We start from the raw sequence: 17,042 nt of genomic DNA on the forward strand, positions 1-17,042 counted from the left end.
GCGCTGGGGTTGTTGGGGCAGCAGCGGGCGCGGCAGGTGCCGCCGGAGCCGCAGCTTCGGTCGCGGGAGCCGTTGCGTCGGCAGGCGCGGGTGCTGCGGGAGCCTTGGCATCGGTGGGCGCGGCGGGCGCCGGCGGCAGCCTTCCCTCGGTCCCCGGATCGGCCGGCTTTTCAGCCGGCGGCGTCAGCGATGCAATCGCCGCAGGCGGCGTGGGATTCAGATACGGGTCGAGTGCGCCCGATACATAGGCGGTTCCGACGACCGCGACGGTCCCACCCGCCGCGAACAGAAACGCCTTCAATGGATTAACAGCCATATTTCCCCTACCCCTTAGCCACCTGAAGCCGGTCTAGCGTGTTTTGCCGGCACCGACAAGAAAAAGCCCGGGCTTGTCAGCCCTTGGGGCTTGACCCCGCATTCAGACCCAATCACCAATCACGAATGAACACGATTCGATCCGTCTGCGTCTATTGCGGCTCGTCTCCGGGCCGCGATGAAATCTATGCCAAGGCCGGGCACCTGCTTGGCCGCTCGCTCGCCAAAGCCGGCCTGCGGCTGGTCTATGGCGGCGGCACCAAAGGCATTATGGGCGCAGTCGCCGAAGGCGCGCTCAAGGCCGGCGGCAAGGTAACGGGCATCATTCCGCGCTTCCTCATCAACAAGGAGGCGACCGAAACCGCGCTTGACCGGCTCGACGAGTTGCTGATCACCGACAACATGCACGAGCGCAAGCACAAGATGTTCGAGAAATCCGACGCCTTTGTGGCGCTGCCCGGCGGCATCGGCACGGTCGAGGAAATCGTCGAGATCATGACCTGGGGCCAGCTCGGCCATCACCGCAAGCCGATCGTCTTCGCCAACGTTCAAGGGTTCTGGGATCCGATGCTGGCGCTGCTCGACCATATGGCCAGCGAAGGCTTCATCCACACCGCACAGCGGGTCAGGCCGCTGGTGGTCGAAGACCCCGAGGCAATCGTCGCCGCCATCATGGTGGCGGGGTCGTCGGTCGATGCCCCGACGGAAGGCGTGCAGTCGGTGATTGATAAGATGTGATAGTGAATAGTGAGAGAGGCCCCGCTGCCCATCACGCCGTAGCGCGAAGATCCTCGACGATAGTGCCGGAGGCAGCGACCTCCGCTTCATGGTCCGGCTCCCGCCAGGTCTCGGCGAGACCCGCCGCATACCAGTCCTGCATCGCCGGCAGGCCGAGCAATTGCGCGGGATAGGCGGCAGCAGCACCTTCGAAAGACAATCCATAGGACTGGACGCGGAACGCCACCGGGGCGAAGAAGGCATCGACTGCGGTGAAATGGCCGCCGGCAAGGAACGGCCCGCCGAACCGGGCAAGGCCATCGTTCCAGAGATCGCCCAAACGGAACAGATCCTGCTTAAGCGCGTCCGACATCGGCAACGGTTTTACCCGCAAGCCGCAATTCATCGGGCATGCGCCGCGCAAGGCCGTGAAACCAGAATGCATTTCGGCGGCGGCCGAGCGCGCCCAGGCTCGCGCCTTGGCCTCGGCAGGCCACACACCATGGTGGCGCTCGGCGAGATACTCGGCAATAGCCAGCGAATCCCAGACAGCCCAGCCGTCATCCACCAGGCAAGGCACGCGCCCGCTGGGCGAGAACGCCCGGTAGAGATCGAAACTAGGCCCGGTCGGAAACGGCGTCAATTGCTCCTCGAACGGAATGTCGAGGGTGCGCATCAGCAACCATGGCCGCAGCGACCATGACGAATAGTTCTTGTTGGCGATATGCAAGGCTCCCTACTTCGGGGCCAACGCCACCGGGCGGATTTCACGGCCACGAAACATCGACCAGGAATACATCGCCAATGCCGCCCAGATCAGCGCGAAGGCAATTGCTTGCGTGGTGCCGAACGGCTCGTCGAAAATCAGCACGGCGATCAGGAACACCATGGTCGGTGCAATGTACTGCATGATGCCGATGGTGGAGAGGCGCAGAAGCTTGGCGCCGAAGGCGAACAGAAGCAGCGGCACCGAGGTGACTGGGCCGCAGCCGATGAGCAAAGCCATATCGGTGCCGTTGCTGGAGATGAAATGGTCCTGGCCGTTGACGACCAGGAAGACGATGTAGGCAAGCGCCGGCACCGACAGCAAAAGCACTTCGAGCAGAAAGCCCTGGCTCGGGCCGATCGGCAGCGTCTTGCGGAAGAACCCATAGGCAGCGAAGGAAAACGCCAGCGCCAACGACACCCAAGGCAATTTGCCGGCATCGACGGTCAGAACGGCAACTGCGACCGCCGCCAGCAACACGGCCGCGATCTGCAGCCGGTCGAGCTTCTCGCCGAGCAACAACGCGCCGACGACGATGCTAACTAATGGGTTGATGTAATATCCGAGCGCGGTCTCGACGGTGCGGTCGACCGAGATCGCCCAGACATAGATGGCCCAATTGACGGAGATCAGGGTCGCCGTCAACGCCGCCATGGCGATGCTGCGTGGTGAGCGGATTGCCGCCTTGAAATCGGCGGTCCGACCGGCCCAGACCAGCACCGCGGCGGCAATCGGCACCGACCAGATAATGCGGTGGGCGATCACCTCGATCAGCGGCAAATGCGCGACCGCCTTCATGTAGAAGGGCAACAGCCCCCACAAGAGATAAGCGCCGAGCGCGAGGAGAAAGCCGCTGCGGGCTTTGGAGTCGGCGTCGGGCTGGATCGTGTCGCTGGCCATGGCAAACGCTATGGCCCAGTGGGCCATCCAAAACCATCGCAAAATTATGATGGATCAATGGACTTCCGCTGATGGTTCAAGGGGCGCGGCCAGTTCCTCGCCCCACTTCGGGGGGCGAGGAACCCAAGTCCTGCAAGCTTACTCCGCCGCGACCAATCCCGCCATGTCGCGGTTCTTCATCAGCTTGTAGACGATCGAATCCATCAGCGCCTGGAAGGACGCATCGATGATGTTTTCGGATACGCCGACCGTCCACCAGCGGGCGCCGGTGCCGTCATGCGATTCGATCAGGACGCGGGTGATCGCCTCGGTGCCGCCATTGAGGATACGCACCTTGAAATCGGCGAGCTCCATGTCGGCGATCTCGCTCTGGAATTTGCCGAGGTCCTTGCGCAACGCGATGTCGAGCGCGTTGACCGGGCCGTGGCCTTCGGCCACCGACATCTTCTCCTCGCCCTCGACCATCACCTTGACGATGGCTTCGGAGACCGTCTTCAACTGGCCGTTGGCATCGAAGCGGCGCTCGACCATGCAGCGGAACGAAGTGACGTTGAAGAACTCCGGCAGGCCGTGCAGCATTTTGCGCGCCAACAGCTCGAAGGAGGCATCGGCCCCCTCATAGGCGTAGCCCTCGGCCTCGCGCTCCTTGACCACCGAGATCAGCTCATCGAGACGATGGTCGTCTCTGGGCACATCGATGCCGCGCCGCTTCAGCTCGGCGAGGAAATTGGCCTTGCCGCCCTGGTCCGAAACCATAACGCGGCGGCGGTTGCCTACCGCCTCGGGCGGCACATGTTCATAGGTCGCCGGCTCCTTGGCCAGTGCGGAGGCATGGATGCCGGCCTTGGTGGCGAAGGCTGAGGCGCCGACATAGGGCGCCTGCGCTTCCGGAGCGCGGTTCAGCAATTCGTCGAAGGCGCGGGAAAGCCGTGAAATACCGGTCAACGCTTCAACCGAGATGCCAGTTTCGAAGCGATCGGCGAAAGCCGGCTTCAGCGCCAGCGTCGGCACGATCGAGACCAGATTGGCGTTGCCGCAGCGCTCGCCGATACCGTTCAGCGTGCCTTGGATCTGGCGCACGCCGGCCTCGACGGCGGCGAGCGAATTGGCCACCGCCTGGCCGGTGTCGTCATGGGCATGGATGCCGAGATGGCCGCCCGGAATGCCTGAAACAATGACCTTGTCGACGATGGCGCGCACTTCCGAGGGCTGCGTGCCGCCATTGGTGTCGCACAACACCACCCAGCGCGCGCCGGCATCATAGGCGGTCCTGGCGCAGGCCAGCGCATAGTCGGGATTGGCCTTGAAGCCGTCGAAGAAATGCTCGCAATCGACCATCGCTTCCTTGCCGGCGGCAACAGCTGCTTCGACCGACGCGTTGATCGAGTCGAGGTTTTCCTCATTGGTGCAGCCGAGCGCAACGCGGACATGATAGTCCCAGCTCTTGGCGACGAAGCAGATGGCGTCGGACTTGGACTGCACGAGCGCCGCCAGCCCGGGGTCGTTGGACGCCGACACGCCTGCCCGCTTGGTCATGCCGAAGGCGACGAACTTTGCCTTAGCCGTGCGCTTCTGCAGGAAGAAGGCGGTGTCGGTCGGATTGGCGCCGGGATAGCCGCCTTCGACATAGTCGATGCCGAACTCGTCGAGCAGCTTGGCAATCGCGATCTTGTCCTCGACGGAAAAATCGATGCCCGGCGTCTGCTGGCCGTCGCGGAGGGTTGTGTCGAAGAGATAGAGGCGTTGTTTTGTCATGATGGCAAGGCGCTTGAGCACCCCCCTCTGTCCTGCCGGACATCTCCCCCGCAAGGGGGGAGATCAGCAGCTTTGCCGACGGTGCTGCTCTTGCAACGTCGCCGATTGGCGAAAACGGCGGCGAAAACCAATCTCCCCCCTTGCGGGGGAGATGGCCGGCAGGCCAGAGGGGGGTGTGACGGGACGCCGTGCATCAACTATTTCTTCCCCGCAAACCCATCCGTCGCGCGTATCAGCCGATCCAGAATCCCCGGCTCCGAATAGGCATGGCCGGCGCCTTCGATGAGGTGGAAATCCGCCTTCGGCCAGGCCTTGTGCAGGGCCCAGGCATAGCGCGCCGGGCACGGCATGTCGTAGCGGCCGTGGACGATTGTGCCGGGAATATCCGCGAGCTTATGGGCATCGCGCAGAAGCTGCCCCGCCTCCAGCCAGCCGGCGTGGACGAAATAGTGGTTCTCGATGCGGGCAAAGGCGATGGCGAAGTCGTCCTCGCCGAACTTGTCGCTGGTCTCCGGCTCCGGTAGTAGCGTGATCGTCTCACCTTCCCACAGGCTCCAGGCAAGGGCGGCTTCCATCTGCGCATTGCGGTCGGAGCCAACAAGCCGTTTGCGGTAGGCGGCCATCATGTCGCCGCGCTCGGCTTCAGGGATCGGCGCCTGGAAACGCTCCCATTTGTCGGGAAACATTTCGGAGACGCCGAACTGATAGTACCATTCGAGTTCGGCGCGGGTCAGCGTGTAGATACCGCGCACGACAAGCTCGCTGACGCGATTAGGATGCGTCTCGGCATAGGCCAGCGCCAGCGTCGAGCCCCACGAGCCGCCGAACACCAGCCATTTTTCGAAGCCGCACATCTCACGCAGCCGCTCGATGTCGGAAACCAGGTGCCAGGTGGTGTTGGCCTCGAGCGAGGCATTGGGTGTCGATTTCCCGCAGCCGCGCTGGTCGAACAGGATGACGTCGTAAAGCTTCGGGTCGAACAATTGCCGATGTTTTGGCGAGAAGCCGCCGCCAGGACCGCCATGCAGGAACACGGCCGGCTTGGCGCCCCTGGTTCCGGAGCGCTCCCAATAGATATGATGGCCGTCGCCGACATCGAGCATGCCGGACTCGAAGGCCTCGATCTCGGGATAAAGAGTACGAAGTTCACTGTTCATTTCATTGCTCATATCTTCAGGCCGTGCGCGGGCCAGTCCGTGGTTTCGTGGTCGGGATGCTGGAACGAGATGATCTGCTCCTGGCGGGAGTAGAAATCCGGATCCTGATGCACGGGCTGGTCGAAGATCGTTTCCACCCAAGGCAATCGGACCGCGTAGTTGACCTGGATCTGCGGCGCCAGATCGGAGCGGTCGTCGAAGGCGCCGATGGCGATCTCCAGTGCGCCAGGTTGGCGATAGGTCAGCGGTGTACCGCAGCGGGCACAGAAGCCGCGATCGATGTTGACCGACGACTGGAAGTAGGTCGGCTCCTCGCGCACCCATTCGACGCCATCCTTGGGCACTGTCACCAGGGCGCCGAAAAACGACCCGAACTGTTTCTGGCACATGCGGCAATGGCAGATGGACGCCCGGCCAAGCTTGCCCTTGATGCGGAAACGCACGGCGCCGCACTGGCAGCCGCCGGTTCGAACTTCATCGGTCATAACTTTTCCTCTGGCGGCCATTGTTCGGTGTCATGATCGGGATGCTGGTAGGAGACAAGCTCGGCAAGATAAGGCGCCGACGACATGTCGGCCATCGTGTCCTCGCCCGGCAATTGCGGAAGGGTGTCGACATAAGGCAGTTTTGCCTCGGTGCCCCACTGGATCAGCGGCACGATATCAGCCGGATCGTCGAAGGCGCCGATGGCGAGGCCGATGCCGTCGGGCGCGGTAAAGGTCAGCGGCGTGCCGCAATTCGCGCAAAAGCCACGATCGACATGGCTGGACGAGGCGAAATATTTCGGTTCGCCGCGCGTCCAGTCGAGTTTGGCGCCACGCACCGAGACCAGGGGTGCGTAAAATGAGCCGAACGCCTTCTGGCACATGCGGCAATGGCAGATCGAGGCGTCACCCAGCGCACCCTCGACGCGAAAGCGCACCGCGCCGCACTGGCAGCCGCCGGTGTAGATCGGCCGGTTGTCGAGGCTCATGGCGTCTCACTCCGTTTCATAGTCATTCGGGCGCATGGCAGACGGCCTCGACATTGTTGCCGTCGGGATCCAAGACGAAGGCGCCGTAATAGTCCGGGTGATAATGCGGGCGCAGCCCCGGCCCGCCATTGTCCTTGCCGCCGGCGGCGAGCGCCGCGGCATGGAAGGCGTCGACCTCGGCGCGGCTGCGCGCGGTGAAGGCGACGTGCTGATGGGTCCTCGGCCTGTCATCGCTGGCCTGCAGCCAGAACACCGGCCGGTCGCGGCCATAGCCACCGACCTTGGCGCCGCCGGTATATTCCAGTGGCACCATGTAGATCAGCGAGGCGCCAAGCGGCGCTATCGCCTGGTCATAAAAGGCTTTCGACGCGTCGAAGTCGGCGACATTGATGCCGAGATGGTCGATCATGCAACAAGCTCCTCCCTTGCTGGCGCCGGCACGTCGGCGCCGGCCAAGCCGGCCCCGATGACGATGTGCTGGCAGGCATTGTCGATATCGCGGATGACGTCGTCGTTCCAGAAGCGCAGGATGGTCCAGCCACTGGCACTCAATTGAGCGCTGCGTGCCTTGTCGCGTTCTGCATCTTCTACGTCGGCATGCTGACTGCCATCAACCTCGACTACGAGGTGGTGGGCCGAACAGGCGAAGTCGACAATGTAGGGTCCAATCGGTACCTGTCGGCGAAAGCTCATCCCCATCAGCCGGTGAGCCCGCAACTCATTCCACAGTTTCAGCTCGGCATCGGTCATGACGCGACGCATGGACTTTGCATTCTTGCGCTGACGCGATGGAACGAGGTCGTGACCCATGCTCAGGCCACTCCGCGCTGGCGATTAGCGAAAACCGAGGCGAGAGCTGATCTCCCCCCTTGCGGGGGAGATGTCCGGCAGGACAGAGGGGGGTGCTGTCCGCCAGCGTCTCAACCGGCAGCCATTGCGTTCTCAGAAAGTGGCCGAAATGAAAGTGGGCAAGAAGGAACGCTGGCGTTCCTTCACACCCCCCTCTGTCCTGCCGGACATCTCCCCCGCAAGGGGGGAGATTGGCTGTCGCTGCCGCCTTCGCCAATCTTACAACGGTGTCTCGCGCCACCCTCACCGCTTCACCTCCCACGTCGTCACGCGTTCGTTGGTGACAGGATCCTTGCCGTCCTTCAGCTGCACGCCTTGCTCCAGAAGCTCGTCGCGGATGCGGTCGGCCTCGGCCCAGTTTTTGGCGGCGATGAACTCCAGGCGCTGCGCGATCGACTTGGCAACGCTGTCCTCATCCACGGCGGCCGCGCCGATATCGAAGCCGAGGAACAACAGCGATGCCTTCAGCGATGCGGCCGCTTCGTTGCCCTCCGCGGCCTCACCGACAAGCTGCGTGAGCTGCTGGAAGGCGGCATAGGTGGCGAGGTCGTCAGACAGCGCCGCCACAACCTCCGCCGGAACTTGCCCTGCCGACGGGGCGAGATCGGCGGCGCGCTTCCATTTGCGTAGCGTATTCTCGGCCTCTTCCAGCTTGCGTACGGAAAAGTCGATCGGCTCGCGGTAATGCGTCATCAGCATCGCCAGCCGCAGCACCTCGCCCGGCCATTTGCGGCCGCCGAAAGTGTCGGTCTCCAGCAGTTCGGCGATCGCGTAGAAATTGCCGACGCTCTTCGACATTTTCTGGCCCTCGACCTGCAGGAAGCCGTTGTGCATCCAGACATTGGCCATGACGTCGGTTCCGTGGGCGCAACGCGACTGGGCGATCTCGTTCTCATGGTGCGGGAAGATCAAATCGAGGCCGCCGCCATGGATGTCGAAGACATCGCCGAGATAGGCGGCCGACATGGCCGAGCATTCGATGTGCCAGCCCGGCCGGCCCCTGCCCCATGGGCTGTCCCAGCCGGGCTCTTCCGGTGACGACAATTTCCACAGCACGAAATCGCCCGGGTTCTTCTTGTGAGCGTCGACGGCAATTCGCGCACCGGCCTGCTGTTCGTCGAGATTGCGCTTCGACAGCTCGCCATAATCCGGCATCGAGGCGGTGTCGAACAGCACTTCGCCGGCGGCGACATAGGCGTGGCCGCGTTCGATCAAACGTTCGATGAGGGTGATCATGTCAACCTTGCCGTCGGCGCGGCGCGCGACGAACTCGGTGGCGCGCGGCTCGACCGTCGGCGGCAAGCAGCCGAGTGCGGCGACATCCTTGTGGTACTGGTCGGCGGTTTTTTCGGTGACGCGGCGGATTGCCTCGTTGAGCGTCAGGTTTCCCGACGCGATCTCGGCGCCGAAATCGCGCAGCGCGCGGGCGTTTATCTTGTCGTCAACATCTGTGATGTTGCGCACATACGTGACACCAGCCTCGCCGTAGAGGTGACGCAGCAAACGGAACAGCACGTCGAAGACGATCGCCGGACGCGCATTGCCGATATGGGCAAAGTCGTAGACGGTCGGACCGCAGACATACATGCGCACATTCGACGGGTCGATGGGGACGAACACGTCCTTCGTCCGCGTTAGCGTGTTGTAGAGGCTGAGACCCTTCGATGCGTCAGACATGCGTGCCCTTCCGGTCCGTTAAGTTCTGGAGAGAGCCTTACCTGTGCCAAGGCACAAATCGGGCTCCAGCCTGCTGGCCGGGGCGTTTGTCCACTCTGGGGAAAGATGAGGCGAAAACGTCCGGACCAGCGCGAAGCTAGCCAATAATGCAAATGCCACAAATGGCGAAAAACGTTTTCATCGGCGGCTTTATCGCCTTGGCCGGTGTTGCCGTCAAGTCGCAACTTCCGGCAAAAGCGTCGCTGGTTCATAGGTCAGGAGCCGCTGAAACATTTTATTAAACATGTCGGCACAGTCATGAAACATTCGCCGGCTAGTTCACCATAGGTCACGATTCGGTCAGATTCGGCCGGCAAACGCAGACACGGAAATGTTACCAGGGAAGAGATCGATGTCACGAACCAAGCAGGAATCGAGCCGCGCCAAGCAACCGGCGCTCGCCAACCACTACCGTGCGATCGGCCCGGCCGCGATCGTCGCCGCCCTTCTCCATACCGCGAAGAATAAAAAGCCGGCGCCGAAAATCACTTCGCCCCGCGCTGCCTGAACAGGCATCGTGCCGCCGCCGACAAGGCGTGCGCCGGAACGGAAGGCTGAGGCCCCATAGCGCGCCTGAAAACAGCAGCTCTTCCTATTGAGCAGGTTCTTCCCGAAGACCGGACATGGCTTCTTGGGAGCGCGCTCTAAAACAGCGTCATCTGACTGTCGTCCGCGCCGGGCTTCTGGCGCCTGACCTTGCCGGGCTCGACGATGCCCATGTCCTGTATCTCCGGCCCGGTGTTGGCGACCTTGTTGACGAGGTCGGAGACCGGAATTGCCTCGAAGAAATCGGGCAGCGCGGGCTTGAGCAGGTCGGCCACATCGCGCGGTTCGAGCGTGCGGCAGTCCAGCCAGCGGGCAAAATCTTCAGGCGCGATCACCACCGGCATCCGGTCATGGATATGGGCGATGCCGGCATTGGCGTTGACGGTAAGAATAGCGCCGGTGTCCATTTCCGAACCGCCCGGCTCGGCATAGGTTTCAATCAGCCCGGCAAAGGCGATCAACCCGCCATGCCGCGGCCGTATCCAGTAGGGCTGGCCCTTCTTGCCGCTGCCGGATTGCTGCCACTCATAGAAGCCGGAGGCCGGCACCAAGGCACGGCGATGGCGCATGGCGGCTTTGAACGAGGCTTTTTCAATAGCGCCTTCCGAACGCGCGTTGATGAGCAGCGGAAATTCCCTGGTGTCCTTGACCCAGGTGGGGATCAGCCCCCAGCGCACCAGCATCGCCTGGCGATCCGGGAAATTCGAGCCCGGCATGCGCGGCGGCCCCGACAACGCCATCAGCACCGGCTGCGTCGGCGCGATGTTGTAGCGGGCCGGAAAATCCTCCAGCTCCGCCAGGCCGAGCAAGGCGGCGGTCTGGTCGGGCGTCGCGGTCAGGGCAAAGCGTCCGCACATTGGCAAGCTCGATGAATTGATCCGATCGCGAACGTGGCGATGGAACCGGCGCTGCGCAACCGCTAAAGCTGCTCGCTGCCAGCCGGTCCACAGGGTGGGCCTCACATAAGCGAATCGATATCGATGAACGAGCAGCGCAAGATACTTCCCGCAGTCTCGGTCGCCGTCGTGCGCGGCAGGACGGTGCTGCTGGTCAAACGGGCGCGGCCGCCATCGCAGGGGCTTTATGCCTTTCCCGGCGGCAAGGTCGAGCCCGACGAGACGCTGCAAGAAGCAGCAGTGCGCGAATTGCTGGAGGAAACCGGGCTGCGGGCGCAGGACTATCGTCCGCTTCGCGACATCCACATCGACGGCAGCGGCGAGAATCACCCGGTCGACTATCTGCTGACCGTGTTCGGCGCCGTTTATGCCGGCGGCGAAGCGACGGCCAGCGACGATGCCGAGACCGCCGCCTTCTATAGTCTTGATGAAATGGCGACGCTGCCGCTCGCGGGTGACGTCATGGAGGTGGCTGAAGAGCTTTTGGCCTGAAGCAGGCCCATATCTGCCGCTCCGAGAATCGCCTTGCAGGCGACAAAATGTTTCGTCAGATAGACTTATGACCCGCACCTCGCTGTTCCTTGCCGCATGCATCGCCACCGCCACGGCTTTTGCCGTGCAGCCGGCGCTGGCCGCCGAGTCGCCGTTCGAGCCCGGGCTGATGCGACTGGCCGAGGTGCTGGGGTCGCTGCATTTCCTGCGCAATCTGTGCGGCGAAAAGGGCGACCAGTGGCGCACCGAGATGGAAAAGCTGATCGATTCGGAAAATCCCGATCCGGAGCGGCGTGCCCGCTTCATCGCCAGCTTCAACCGCGGTTACCGTTCCTTCGGCGGCACCTATACCCAATGCACGCCGTCAGCGACCGAAGCCATCAGCCGCTACATGAAGGAAGGCGAGACGCTGTCGCGCGACATCGCCTCGCGTTACGGCAACTGACGAGCGCCAGACGGCGTTTAGCCACGCCTTTTCGAGCACCCGCCTTGTATCCACGGCACGTTGATGCAATCTTGGTGTTGCACTTGCGCAACAGTATTAACGAAACGTTAGCGCGCGAATGCGGAATTAACTCAAACTGAAGGTTTTCATCCCGCTCACCGGGCTAATCGGCTAAGTTTGAATCGGACCGAACGCAGGCGACGAAGTTTGTAAAGACGATCAAAAAAATGTCGTATTTACAGACACTTACTTAGCCTGCGTGAGATAGGGGCAGCCAAGCCGGATCCGACCCGTCGGACCGCCGCTTGAAAGGTGGACATCGCAAATGGAACATGGCGTCAACGACATCGACGCGCTGGTCAGGGAAGAAAAGCGCCTGACCGCGGTGGAAAGCCATAGCGAGGCCTGGGCGGAAGGTCTGTCGGCCGGCATAGAACCTGAAATCATCGCCGAGGCAGCGCTTGAAACCGCGTTCGGCGAGATGCTGCGAGCCAATGGCGAAACCTCGGCCCTTGCCCTGCTCGATCGCATGCGTGAAAAGGTGATCGCCGGCGCCTTCGAGCCGGAGCGGTTTCGGCACTAGGCATCGCGCGTCTCAGAGGGTGCACTGCCAGCTTACCGGTTCTTTGACGACGGCGAGTCGTTTGGGCATCATGCCTGAAGAGCCTAGGCCCGAGGAGAGGCAAGCGGTGAATTTTTCGATGTCAGGCCGGCCTCGCGGCGTGGTCCTCAGCATCTGGCTTGCCGCTTCCTGCGCCGCGGTTCCGCTGGCGCTTGTCCTGACCAGCAACCCTGCCTGCGCGCTGAGCGAGATCAAGCGCGAGGAGCTTCCAGCTCCTGCCGGGCCACCCGCCAATGGTGAGACGGCGCCGTCTGAAAATTCAGTGCCAATGCCCGACCTGCCCGGCAGGACGCCGCCGGCGGCCAGCCAGCCGAAATCGCCGTCAGAGCCCGGACAAAGCCAGCCGGAAGCCCCCGCCAACGATGGCGGCGTGGCCAACCCAAGTGCCGATCCCGAAGGGCCGGTGCCTGAAGTCGTCTACGACCTTTCCAAATTGCCGGAGCCCGTCAGGCGCATGCGCGATCTGATGGTCGAGGCCTGCGTCAGCGGCGACATCGAGAAGCTGCGGCCGCTGATCGGCAAGGGCGACACCATGACCCAATTGTCGCTGGGCGAAATCGAGGGCGACCCGATCGCGTTCCTGAAAGGGCTATCGGGCGACAAGGAAGGTCAGGAAATCCTCGCTATCCTGGAAGAGGTGCTCAATGCCGGCTATGTCCATGTAGACGTCGGCACACCGCAGGAACTCTATGTCTGGCCGTATTTCTTCGCCCTGCCGCTGGACAAGCTCAACGCCAGGCAGCGGGTCGAACTGTTCAAGATCGTCACCGCCGGCGACTATGACGACATGAAGCAGTTCGGAGCCTACATCTTCTACCGCGTCGGCATTACGCCCACCGGGCAGTGGACATTCTTCGTCGCCGGGGATTGAACGGCGATTCCCCTGGGATGGCTACTGGCTAGGGCTAGAAAGCTCGAGGCCTGTGTCAGGCCATATGCGGATACCTTCATTTCGAAGGGCCGAAATCGCTTCGACCGCCGCGTTGGGATCCATTTGCAGCACCTCGGCGGCATGCCGCAATTCTTCCTTGTCCCGCAGCCTGTTTACCACCCAAGCCACCTTGCGCTCGATATCCACGCCATAGGCCGCCTTCGCCTTGCCAACAGCGTCGCTCGGGATTTCCTTATAGATGCCAACCAGCACTCCAAGATCGATGGCATCGCGATATGCAATTGCACGGTCCTGACATCGATCCGCGTTCGCCAGCAACTTCTCGGCAAACATATCCGCCGGGACCAGGGCGGATACATTCAGATCGTCGTCGAAATGGCCTCGCAGTTTTATGCGGCCTTCGCGGATGACTTCAAACTTGATCGTTTGGCCTTTCAACCGCACGATCGTCCGCAAGCCATATTGATCGATCTGGAAGTCCCGAACAGCCTCGACCGGCTCAGGAAAGAATGCTCTGACGCCACGTTCGGCTGCGGAGGTCCGCAATTCGCGATAGCCATCACTGTCGGCACACAGGAAGTCCACATCCAGTGAGCGGCGATATTCCCCGAATTTCATAACGATCGCAGTGCCACCGCCGAACCAGCACTGGTTTGCGGTCAGGAAATGGCGATCCATCAACCCGAGCGCTTCGGCAATGATCTGGTGCTCGGGCCTCTTGAATTCCATCATGACGCTCGCGGTGTGTCCTGTTGATATTCCGGCTGCGAGGAACGACCAGGTGAGGGAAATCAGCCGGCGGTCAAGAGCACGCCGTGACCGAATTTGTCTGCCAAACTTTGGATAAGCATCTTCTCACGCACAGTAAGACGCTTTTGATCGACAAACCGCCAATTACGCTCATACAGCGCAAATGCCTCTTCGGCCGGAATCGGGCGTGCCGCATCGCGGTTCCAGGCGAGCGCCTGGAGCTCCGGAAACTCCGCAGGGACAATCATGGGCGCGATATCTGCGTTCATAATGCCCTTAACGTAGTGGATAGCGCTTAAAAAATCCAACGCAGCAAGAAACCGCTAAGCCGGCAGCGCCTCGGAAAACTCTACCGGCCTGCCCTGCCCGGGCGTGACGATCTCGCCTTCCCACATCACGCGACGGCCGCGCACGATGGTGCCGATCGGCCAGCCGGTGACTTCCTTGCCGTCATAGGGCGTCCAGCCGGCCCTGGAGCCGGCTTGCGCATTGGTGATGGTCTCGCGCCGCTGGAGGTCGACAATGGTGAAATCGGCATCGTAGCCGGCGGCGATGCGGCCTTTCCTGGCCATGCCGAAGATGCGCTGCGGGCCGTGGCTGGAGAGGTCGACGAAGCGCTGCAGGGTCAGCAGGCCTGAATTGACATGGTCGAGCATGATCGGCACCAGCGTCTGCACCCCGGTCATGCCAGACGGCGAGGCCGGATAGGGCTTTGCCTTCTCGGCCGGCGTGTGCGGGGCGTGATCGGAGCCGAGCACGTCAATGATGCCTTGCGCAATGCCGTGCCAGACGCCGTCGCGATGGCGGGCCGCGCGAACCGGGGGATTCATCTGGATCAGCGTGCCCAGCCGCGCATAGTCGTCGGCGGCGAGTGTCAAATGGTGCGGCGTCGCCTCGCAGGTGGCGACATCCTTGTGCTGTTGGAGGAAGATGATTTCCTCGGCAGTGGAGATATGCAGCACATGGATGCGGGCGCGGGTGTTTCGCGCGATGCGCACCAGCCGCTCGGTACAGCGAAGCGCCGCGATCTCGTCGCGCCAGACGGGATGCGATGACGGGTCGCCCTCGACGCGCAGGCCCAGGCGCTCGCGCAGCCGGAACTCGTCCTCCGAGTGAAAGGCGGCACGGCGGCGGGTGTTGCGCAGGATCGATGCGACACCCTCGTCGTCCTCGACCAGCAGGTCGCCGGTGGACGAGCCCATGAACACCTTTATCCCGGCAGCACCCGGCAGCCGCTCGAGCTCACCGACATCATCGGCATTCTCGCGCGTGCCGCCAACCCAGAAGGCGAAGTCGCAATGCATCCGGCTGGTGGCGCGGCGCACCTTGTCGGCAAGCGCCGCCTCGCTGGTGGTCAGCGGATTGGTGTTGGGCATTTCGAAGACGGCGGTGACCCCGCCCAGCACAGCCGCGCGCGAGCCCGTCTCCAGATCTTCCTTGTGCTCCAGCCCCGGCTCGCGAAAATGCACCTGACTGTCGACGACGCCTGGCAGGACGTGCAGCCCGCGACAGTCGATCGCTTCGCCGGCCGAAGCTTGGCGAAGATCGCCTATTGCGACGATACGACCACCCTTGACGCCGACATCGCGCGCGGCTTCGCCATCATGGTTGACCACAGTGCCGCCTGTCAGGATGAGGTCGTAGGTGGTGGCCATGGGCGTTCGGTCTCTTGCGGGGGGAGTATCGTCGGCTTACGTAAAGGCCGACTGTTTTGCAAGATCAGGTTCTTTGCCGCCCATGCCTTTTGCCCTGTTCAAAGACCGCGCCCTCATTTCCGTGTCAGGCCCGGATGCCGAGCATTTTTTGCAGAATATCCTCACCACCGACCTCGACACGCTGGCCGTCGATGCGGCAAAGCCAGGTGCGCTGCTTTCGCCGCAAGGCAAGATCCTGTTCGATTTCCTGATCTCGCGTAGCGGCGAGAACGCATTCCGGCTGGATTGCCGTGCCGACATCGCAGACGATTTCCTGCGCCGGCTGATGCTTTACAAGCTGCGCGCCAAGGCCGAGATTGCCAGGCAGGATCAAGTGCTTGTGACGGTTGCGTGGGGCGATGATTCAAGCGCTTCACAGTCTGATTCAACGGTACTTGCCGATGCCCGCTTCCGCGAGGTGGCTGTGAGCCGCTCCTATGGCGGCGCATTCGTAGGTGGCGACCCGGCTGCGTGGCAGGCGCTCCGCATCGCCAACGGCATTGCCGAAAGCGGTTCCGATTATCAGCTCGGCGAAGCCTTCCCTCACGACGTGCTGCTCGACGAGACCGGCGGCGTCGGCTTCAAGAAAGGCTGCTATGTCGGCCAGGAAGTGGTCTCGCGCATGCAGCATCGCGGCACCGCCAGGCGCCGCGTGCTGATCGTTTCGGCCGACCGCGCCTTACCCGCGCCCGGCACGGAGCTGACGGTTGCGGGGCGGCCGGTCGGCACGCTCGGCTCGACCGCGGGCATGGCCGGACTCGCCATTGCCCGCATCGACCGGGTCAAGGCGGCGCTCGACGCTGGCCAGCCGGTACTGGCCGGTGATGTCACCGTCTCGCTCGCCATCCCGGCCTGGGCGCAGTTCAGCTTTCCCAGGGAAGCCATCGGCGCGGAGGACGCCTGATGGCTGCCGATCGCGTAGGAGCGCCACCGCGCGCGTGGCAGCGCATGCTGTCGGGACGGCGGCTCGACCTGCTAGATCCCTCGCCGCTCGACATCGAAATCTCCGACATCGCCCACGGGCTTGCCCGCGTCGCCCGCTGGAACGGGCAGACCCGCGGCGATCACGCCTTTTCGGTCGCCCAGCATTCGCTGCTGGTCGAGGCGCTGTTCAGCGAGTTGCAGCCGGACGCCTCGGCCAATGCGCGGCTGGCAGCACTGCTGCATGACGCGCCGGAATATGTCATCGGCGACATGATCTCGCCGTTCAAATCGGTGATGGGCGGCTCCTACAAGGAGTGCGAGCTGCGCCTCCAGCGCGCCATCCATCAGCGCTTTTCCCTGCCGCCCGAACTCGGCGTCGGCTTGCGCAAGGAGATCAAGCGCGCCGACCAGATCGCCGCCTATTACGAGGCGACGCTGCTTGCCGGTTTCTCGACCGCAGAAGCAACCGAGTTCTTCGGCCGGCCGCGCGGCTTCAATGCCGACCGCTTCGACTTTAAGCCGCACTCGGTGACCTCGGCGCAAGCTGCCTTCCTCAAACGCTACGCAACGCTTGAAAAGCAACGCCAGGCAACGGTTGCCGTGCATTCGGCGCAGTGAACATACGCTAAATTA

General features: G+C 62.8%; 21 protein-coding genes and 1 pseudogene. 8 read left to right on the top strand and 14 right to left on the bottom strand.

Going from position 1 to position 17,042, the window contains the following annotated elements:
- Positions 1-316, bottom strand: a pseudogene (locus tag NKI61_RS25140) (peptigoglycan-binding protein LysM); the annotation flags it as partial.
- A gap of 125 nt (positions 317-441) precedes the next feature.
- Here NKI61_RS25140 and NKI61_RS25145 point away from each other — a divergent pair.
- A complete protein-coding gene (locus NKI61_RS25145; protein ID WP_023705376.1) occupies positions 442-1,053 on the top strand; it encodes an LOG family protein in 612 nt (203 codons plus the stop codon).
- A gap of 31 nt (positions 1,054-1,084) precedes the next feature.
- Here NKI61_RS25145 and NKI61_RS25150 read toward each other — a convergent pair whose 3' ends face one another.
- The 9 genes from NKI61_RS25150 to cysS form a co-directional block, all read right to left on the bottom strand.
- Entirely contained in the window at positions 1,085-1,762 is a 678-nt protein-coding gene (locus tag NKI61_RS25150; protein WP_352841399.1) for a glutathione S-transferase family protein, read from the bottom strand.
- Between the two features lie 6 nt (positions 1,763-1,768).
- Positions 1,769-2,698: an EamA family transporter RarD gene (rarD, locus tag NKI61_RS25155; protein WP_352841415.1), complete on the bottom strand. Its 930-nt coding sequence runs from the start codon at positions 2,696-2,698 to the stop codon at positions 1,769-1,771.
- A gap of 138 nt (positions 2,699-2,836) precedes the next feature.
- Positions 2,837-4,453 carry a citramalate synthase gene (gene cimA, locus NKI61_RS25160; RefSeq protein ID WP_352841417.1) on the bottom strand — a complete coding sequence of 539 codons (1,617 nt, stop codon included), beginning with the start codon at positions 4,451-4,453 and terminating at the stop codon, positions 2,837-2,839.
- Positions 4,454-4,650: 197 nt separating this feature from the next.
- The gene (gene pip / locus NKI61_RS25165; RefSeq protein ID WP_352841401.1) at positions 4,651-5,610 is read right to left on the bottom strand and encodes a prolyl aminopeptidase; all 960 of its coding nucleotides are present in this window, start codon (positions 5,608-5,610) and stop codon (positions 4,651-4,653) included.
- A gap of 8 nt (positions 5,611-5,618) precedes the next feature.
- Positions 5,619-6,095 (bottom strand): GFA family protein, encoded by a 477-nt coding sequence (locus NKI61_RS25170; protein ID WP_023684470.1) that lies wholly within the window; start codon positions 6,093-6,095, stop codon positions 5,619-5,621.
- The gene (locus NKI61_RS25175) at positions 6,092-6,583 is read right to left on the bottom strand and encodes a GFA family protein (protein ID WP_352841402.1); all 492 of its coding nucleotides are present in this window, start codon (positions 6,581-6,583) and stop codon (positions 6,092-6,094) included. The genes NKI61_RS25170 and NKI61_RS25175 overlap by 4 nt, the downstream gene beginning before the upstream one ends.
- 22 nt (positions 6,584-6,605) lie before the next feature.
- The gene (locus NKI61_RS25180; protein WP_352443830.1) at positions 6,606-6,992 is read right to left on the bottom strand and encodes a VOC family protein; all 387 of its coding nucleotides are present in this window, start codon (positions 6,990-6,992) and stop codon (positions 6,606-6,608) included.
- A complete protein-coding gene (locus NKI61_RS25185; RefSeq protein WP_023742614.1) occupies positions 6,989-7,393 on the bottom strand; it encodes an endonuclease domain-containing protein in 405 nt (134 codons plus the stop codon). The genes NKI61_RS25180 and NKI61_RS25185 overlap by 4 nt, the downstream gene beginning before the upstream one ends.
- Before the next feature lie 282 nt (positions 7,394-7,675).
- A complete protein-coding gene (gene cysS, locus NKI61_RS25190; RefSeq protein ID WP_352841404.1) occupies positions 7,676-9,109 on the bottom strand; it encodes a cysteine--tRNA ligase in 1,434 nt (477 codons plus the stop codon).
- Positions 9,110-9,500: 391 nt separating this feature from the next.
- On the opposite strand from cysS, the gene NKI61_RS25195 reads away from it, so the two are divergent.
- Positions 9,501-9,656, top strand: a complete 156-nt coding sequence (locus tag NKI61_RS25195) for a hypothetical protein (protein ID WP_023673568.1) — start codon at positions 9,501-9,503, stop codon at positions 9,654-9,656.
- A gap of 136 nt (positions 9,657-9,792) precedes the next feature.
- On the opposite strand, the gene NKI61_RS25200 is transcribed toward NKI61_RS25195, so the two are convergent.
- The gene (locus tag NKI61_RS25200; RefSeq protein WP_352639354.1) at positions 9,793-10,551 is read right to left on the bottom strand and encodes an SOS response-associated peptidase; all 759 of its coding nucleotides are present in this window, start codon (positions 10,549-10,551) and stop codon (positions 9,793-9,795) included.
- Positions 10,552-10,674: 123 nt separating this feature from the next.
- On the opposite strand from NKI61_RS25200, the gene NKI61_RS25205 reads away from it, so the two are divergent.
- The 4 genes from NKI61_RS25205 (at position 10,675) to NKI61_RS25220 (ending at position 13,020) form a co-directional block, all read left to right on the top strand.
- On the top strand, positions 10,675-11,082 hold the full coding sequence (locus NKI61_RS25205; RefSeq protein ID WP_031239471.1) for an NUDIX hydrolase: 408 nt from the start codon (positions 10,675-10,677) through the stop codon (positions 11,080-11,082).
- A gap of 67 nt (positions 11,083-11,149) precedes the next feature.
- Complete coding sequence (locus NKI61_RS25210) at positions 11,150-11,527, top strand: TIGR02301 family protein (protein WP_023692875.1); 378 nt, start codon at positions 11,150-11,152, stop codon at positions 11,525-11,527.
- A 325-nt stretch (positions 11,528-11,852) separates the two neighbouring features.
- On the top strand, positions 11,853-12,110 hold the full coding sequence (locus NKI61_RS25215; protein ID WP_023673564.1) for a hypothetical protein: 258 nt from the start codon (positions 11,853-11,855) through the stop codon (positions 12,108-12,110).
- A gap of 106 nt (positions 12,111-12,216) precedes the next feature.
- Positions 12,217-13,020 carry a hypothetical protein gene (locus tag NKI61_RS25220; protein WP_023716212.1) on the top strand — a complete coding sequence of 268 codons (804 nt, stop codon included), beginning with the start codon at positions 12,217-12,219 and terminating at the stop codon, positions 13,018-13,020.
- A gap of 21 nt (positions 13,021-13,041) precedes the next feature.
- Here the strand turns inward: NKI61_RS25220 and NKI61_RS25225 are convergent, their stop codons facing one another.
- From NKI61_RS25225 to NKI61_RS25235, 3 genes are all read right to left on the bottom strand, one after another.
- Entirely contained in the window at positions 13,042-13,770 is a 729-nt protein-coding gene (locus NKI61_RS25225) for a nucleotidyl transferase AbiEii/AbiGii toxin family protein (RefSeq protein WP_023684480.1), read from the bottom strand.
- 62 nt (positions 13,771-13,832) lie between these two features.
- Positions 13,833-14,060: a hypothetical protein gene (locus tag NKI61_RS25230; RefSeq protein ID WP_027049982.1), complete on the bottom strand. Its 228-nt coding sequence runs from the start codon at positions 14,058-14,060 to the stop codon at positions 13,833-13,835.
- 54 nt (positions 14,061-14,114) lie between these two features.
- Positions 14,115-15,446: a dihydroorotase gene (locus tag NKI61_RS25235; protein ID WP_352514223.1), complete on the bottom strand. Its 1,332-nt coding sequence runs from the start codon at positions 15,444-15,446 to the stop codon at positions 14,115-14,117.
- 82 nt (positions 15,447-15,528) lie between these two features.
- On the opposite strand from NKI61_RS25235, the gene ygfZ reads away from it, so the two are divergent.
- Both ygfZ and NKI61_RS25245 read left to right on the top strand, forming a co-directional pair.
- On the top strand, positions 15,529-16,389 hold the full coding sequence (gene ygfZ / locus NKI61_RS25240; protein WP_352841405.1) for a CAF17-like 4Fe-4S cluster assembly/insertion protein YgfZ: 861 nt from the start codon (positions 15,529-15,531) through the stop codon (positions 16,387-16,389).
- Positions 16,389-17,027, top strand: a complete 639-nt coding sequence (locus NKI61_RS25245) for an HD domain-containing protein (protein WP_023742620.1) — start codon at positions 16,389-16,391, stop codon at positions 17,025-17,027. The genes ygfZ and NKI61_RS25245 overlap by 1 nt, the downstream gene beginning before the upstream one ends.
- Positions 17,028-17,042 lie beyond the last annotated feature (15 nt).

This window comes from Mesorhizobium sp. M0514 (assembly GCF_040321145.1).
Classification (GTDB): Bacteria; Pseudomonadota; Alphaproteobacteria; order Rhizobiales; family Rhizobiaceae; genus Mesorhizobium.

Excerpts from the sequence above, each read along its gene's own strand:
- NKI61_RS25145 (WP_023705376.1), top strand. The coding sequence starts at position 442 with ATGAACACGATTCGATCCGTCTGCGTCTATTGCGGCTCGTCTCCGGGC.
- rarD (WP_352841415.1), bottom strand. The coding sequence starts at position 2,698 with ATGGCCAGCGACACGATCCAGCCCGACGCCGACTCCAAAGCCCGCAGC.
- cimA (WP_352841417.1), bottom strand. The coding sequence starts at position 4,453 with ATGACAAAACAACGCCTCTATCTCTTCGACACAACCCTCCGCGACGGC.
- pip (WP_352841401.1), bottom strand. The coding sequence starts at position 5,610 with ATGAACAGTGAACTTCGTACTCTTTATCCCGAGATCGAGGCCTTCGAG.
- NKI61_RS25170 (WP_023684470.1), bottom strand. The coding sequence starts at position 6,095 with ATGACCGATGAAGTTCGAACCGGCGGCTGCCAGTGCGGCGCCGTGCGT.
- NKI61_RS25175 (WP_352841402.1), bottom strand. The coding sequence starts at position 6,583 with ATGAGCCTCGACAACCGGCCGATCTACACCGGCGGCTGCCAGTGCGGC.
- NKI61_RS25180 (WP_352443830.1), bottom strand. The coding sequence starts at position 6,992 with ATGATCGACCATCTCGGCATCAATGTCGCCGACTTCGACGCGTCGAAA.
- NKI61_RS25185 (WP_023742614.1), bottom strand. The coding sequence starts at position 7,393 with ATGGGTCACGACCTCGTTCCATCGCGTCAGCGCAAGAATGCAAAGTCC.
- cysS (WP_352841404.1), bottom strand. The coding sequence starts at position 9,109 with ATGTCTGACGCATCGAAGGGTCTCAGCCTCTACAACACGCTAACGCGG.
- NKI61_RS25195 (WP_023673568.1), top strand. The coding sequence starts at position 9,501 with ATGTCACGAACCAAGCAGGAATCGAGCCGCGCCAAGCAACCGGCGCTC.
- NKI61_RS25200 (WP_352639354.1), bottom strand. The coding sequence starts at position 10,551 with ATGTGCGGACGCTTTGCCCTGACCGCGACGCCCGACCAGACCGCCGCC.
- NKI61_RS25205 (WP_031239471.1), top strand. The coding sequence starts at position 10,675 with ATGAACGAGCAGCGCAAGATACTTCCCGCAGTCTCGGTCGCCGTCGTG.
- NKI61_RS25210 (WP_023692875.1), top strand. The coding sequence starts at position 11,150 with ATGACCCGCACCTCGCTGTTCCTTGCCGCATGCATCGCCACCGCCACG.
- NKI61_RS25215 (WP_023673564.1), top strand. The coding sequence starts at position 11,853 with ATGGAACATGGCGTCAACGACATCGACGCGCTGGTCAGGGAAGAAAAG.
- NKI61_RS25225 (WP_023684480.1), bottom strand. The coding sequence starts at position 13,770 with ATGGAATTCAAGAGGCCCGAGCACCAGATCATTGCCGAAGCGCTCGGG.
- NKI61_RS25230 (WP_027049982.1), bottom strand. The coding sequence starts at position 14,060 with ATGAACGCAGATATCGCGCCCATGATTGTCCCTGCGGAGTTTCCGGAG.
- NKI61_RS25235 (WP_352514223.1), bottom strand. The coding sequence starts at position 15,446 with ATGGCCACCACCTACGACCTCATCCTGACAGGCGGCACTGTGGTCAAC.
- ygfZ (WP_352841405.1), top strand. The coding sequence starts at position 15,529 with ATGCCTTTTGCCCTGTTCAAAGACCGCGCCCTCATTTCCGTGTCAGGC.
- NKI61_RS25245 (WP_023742620.1), top strand. The coding sequence starts at position 16,389 with ATGGCTGCCGATCGCGTAGGAGCGCCACCGCGCGCGTGGCAGCGCATG.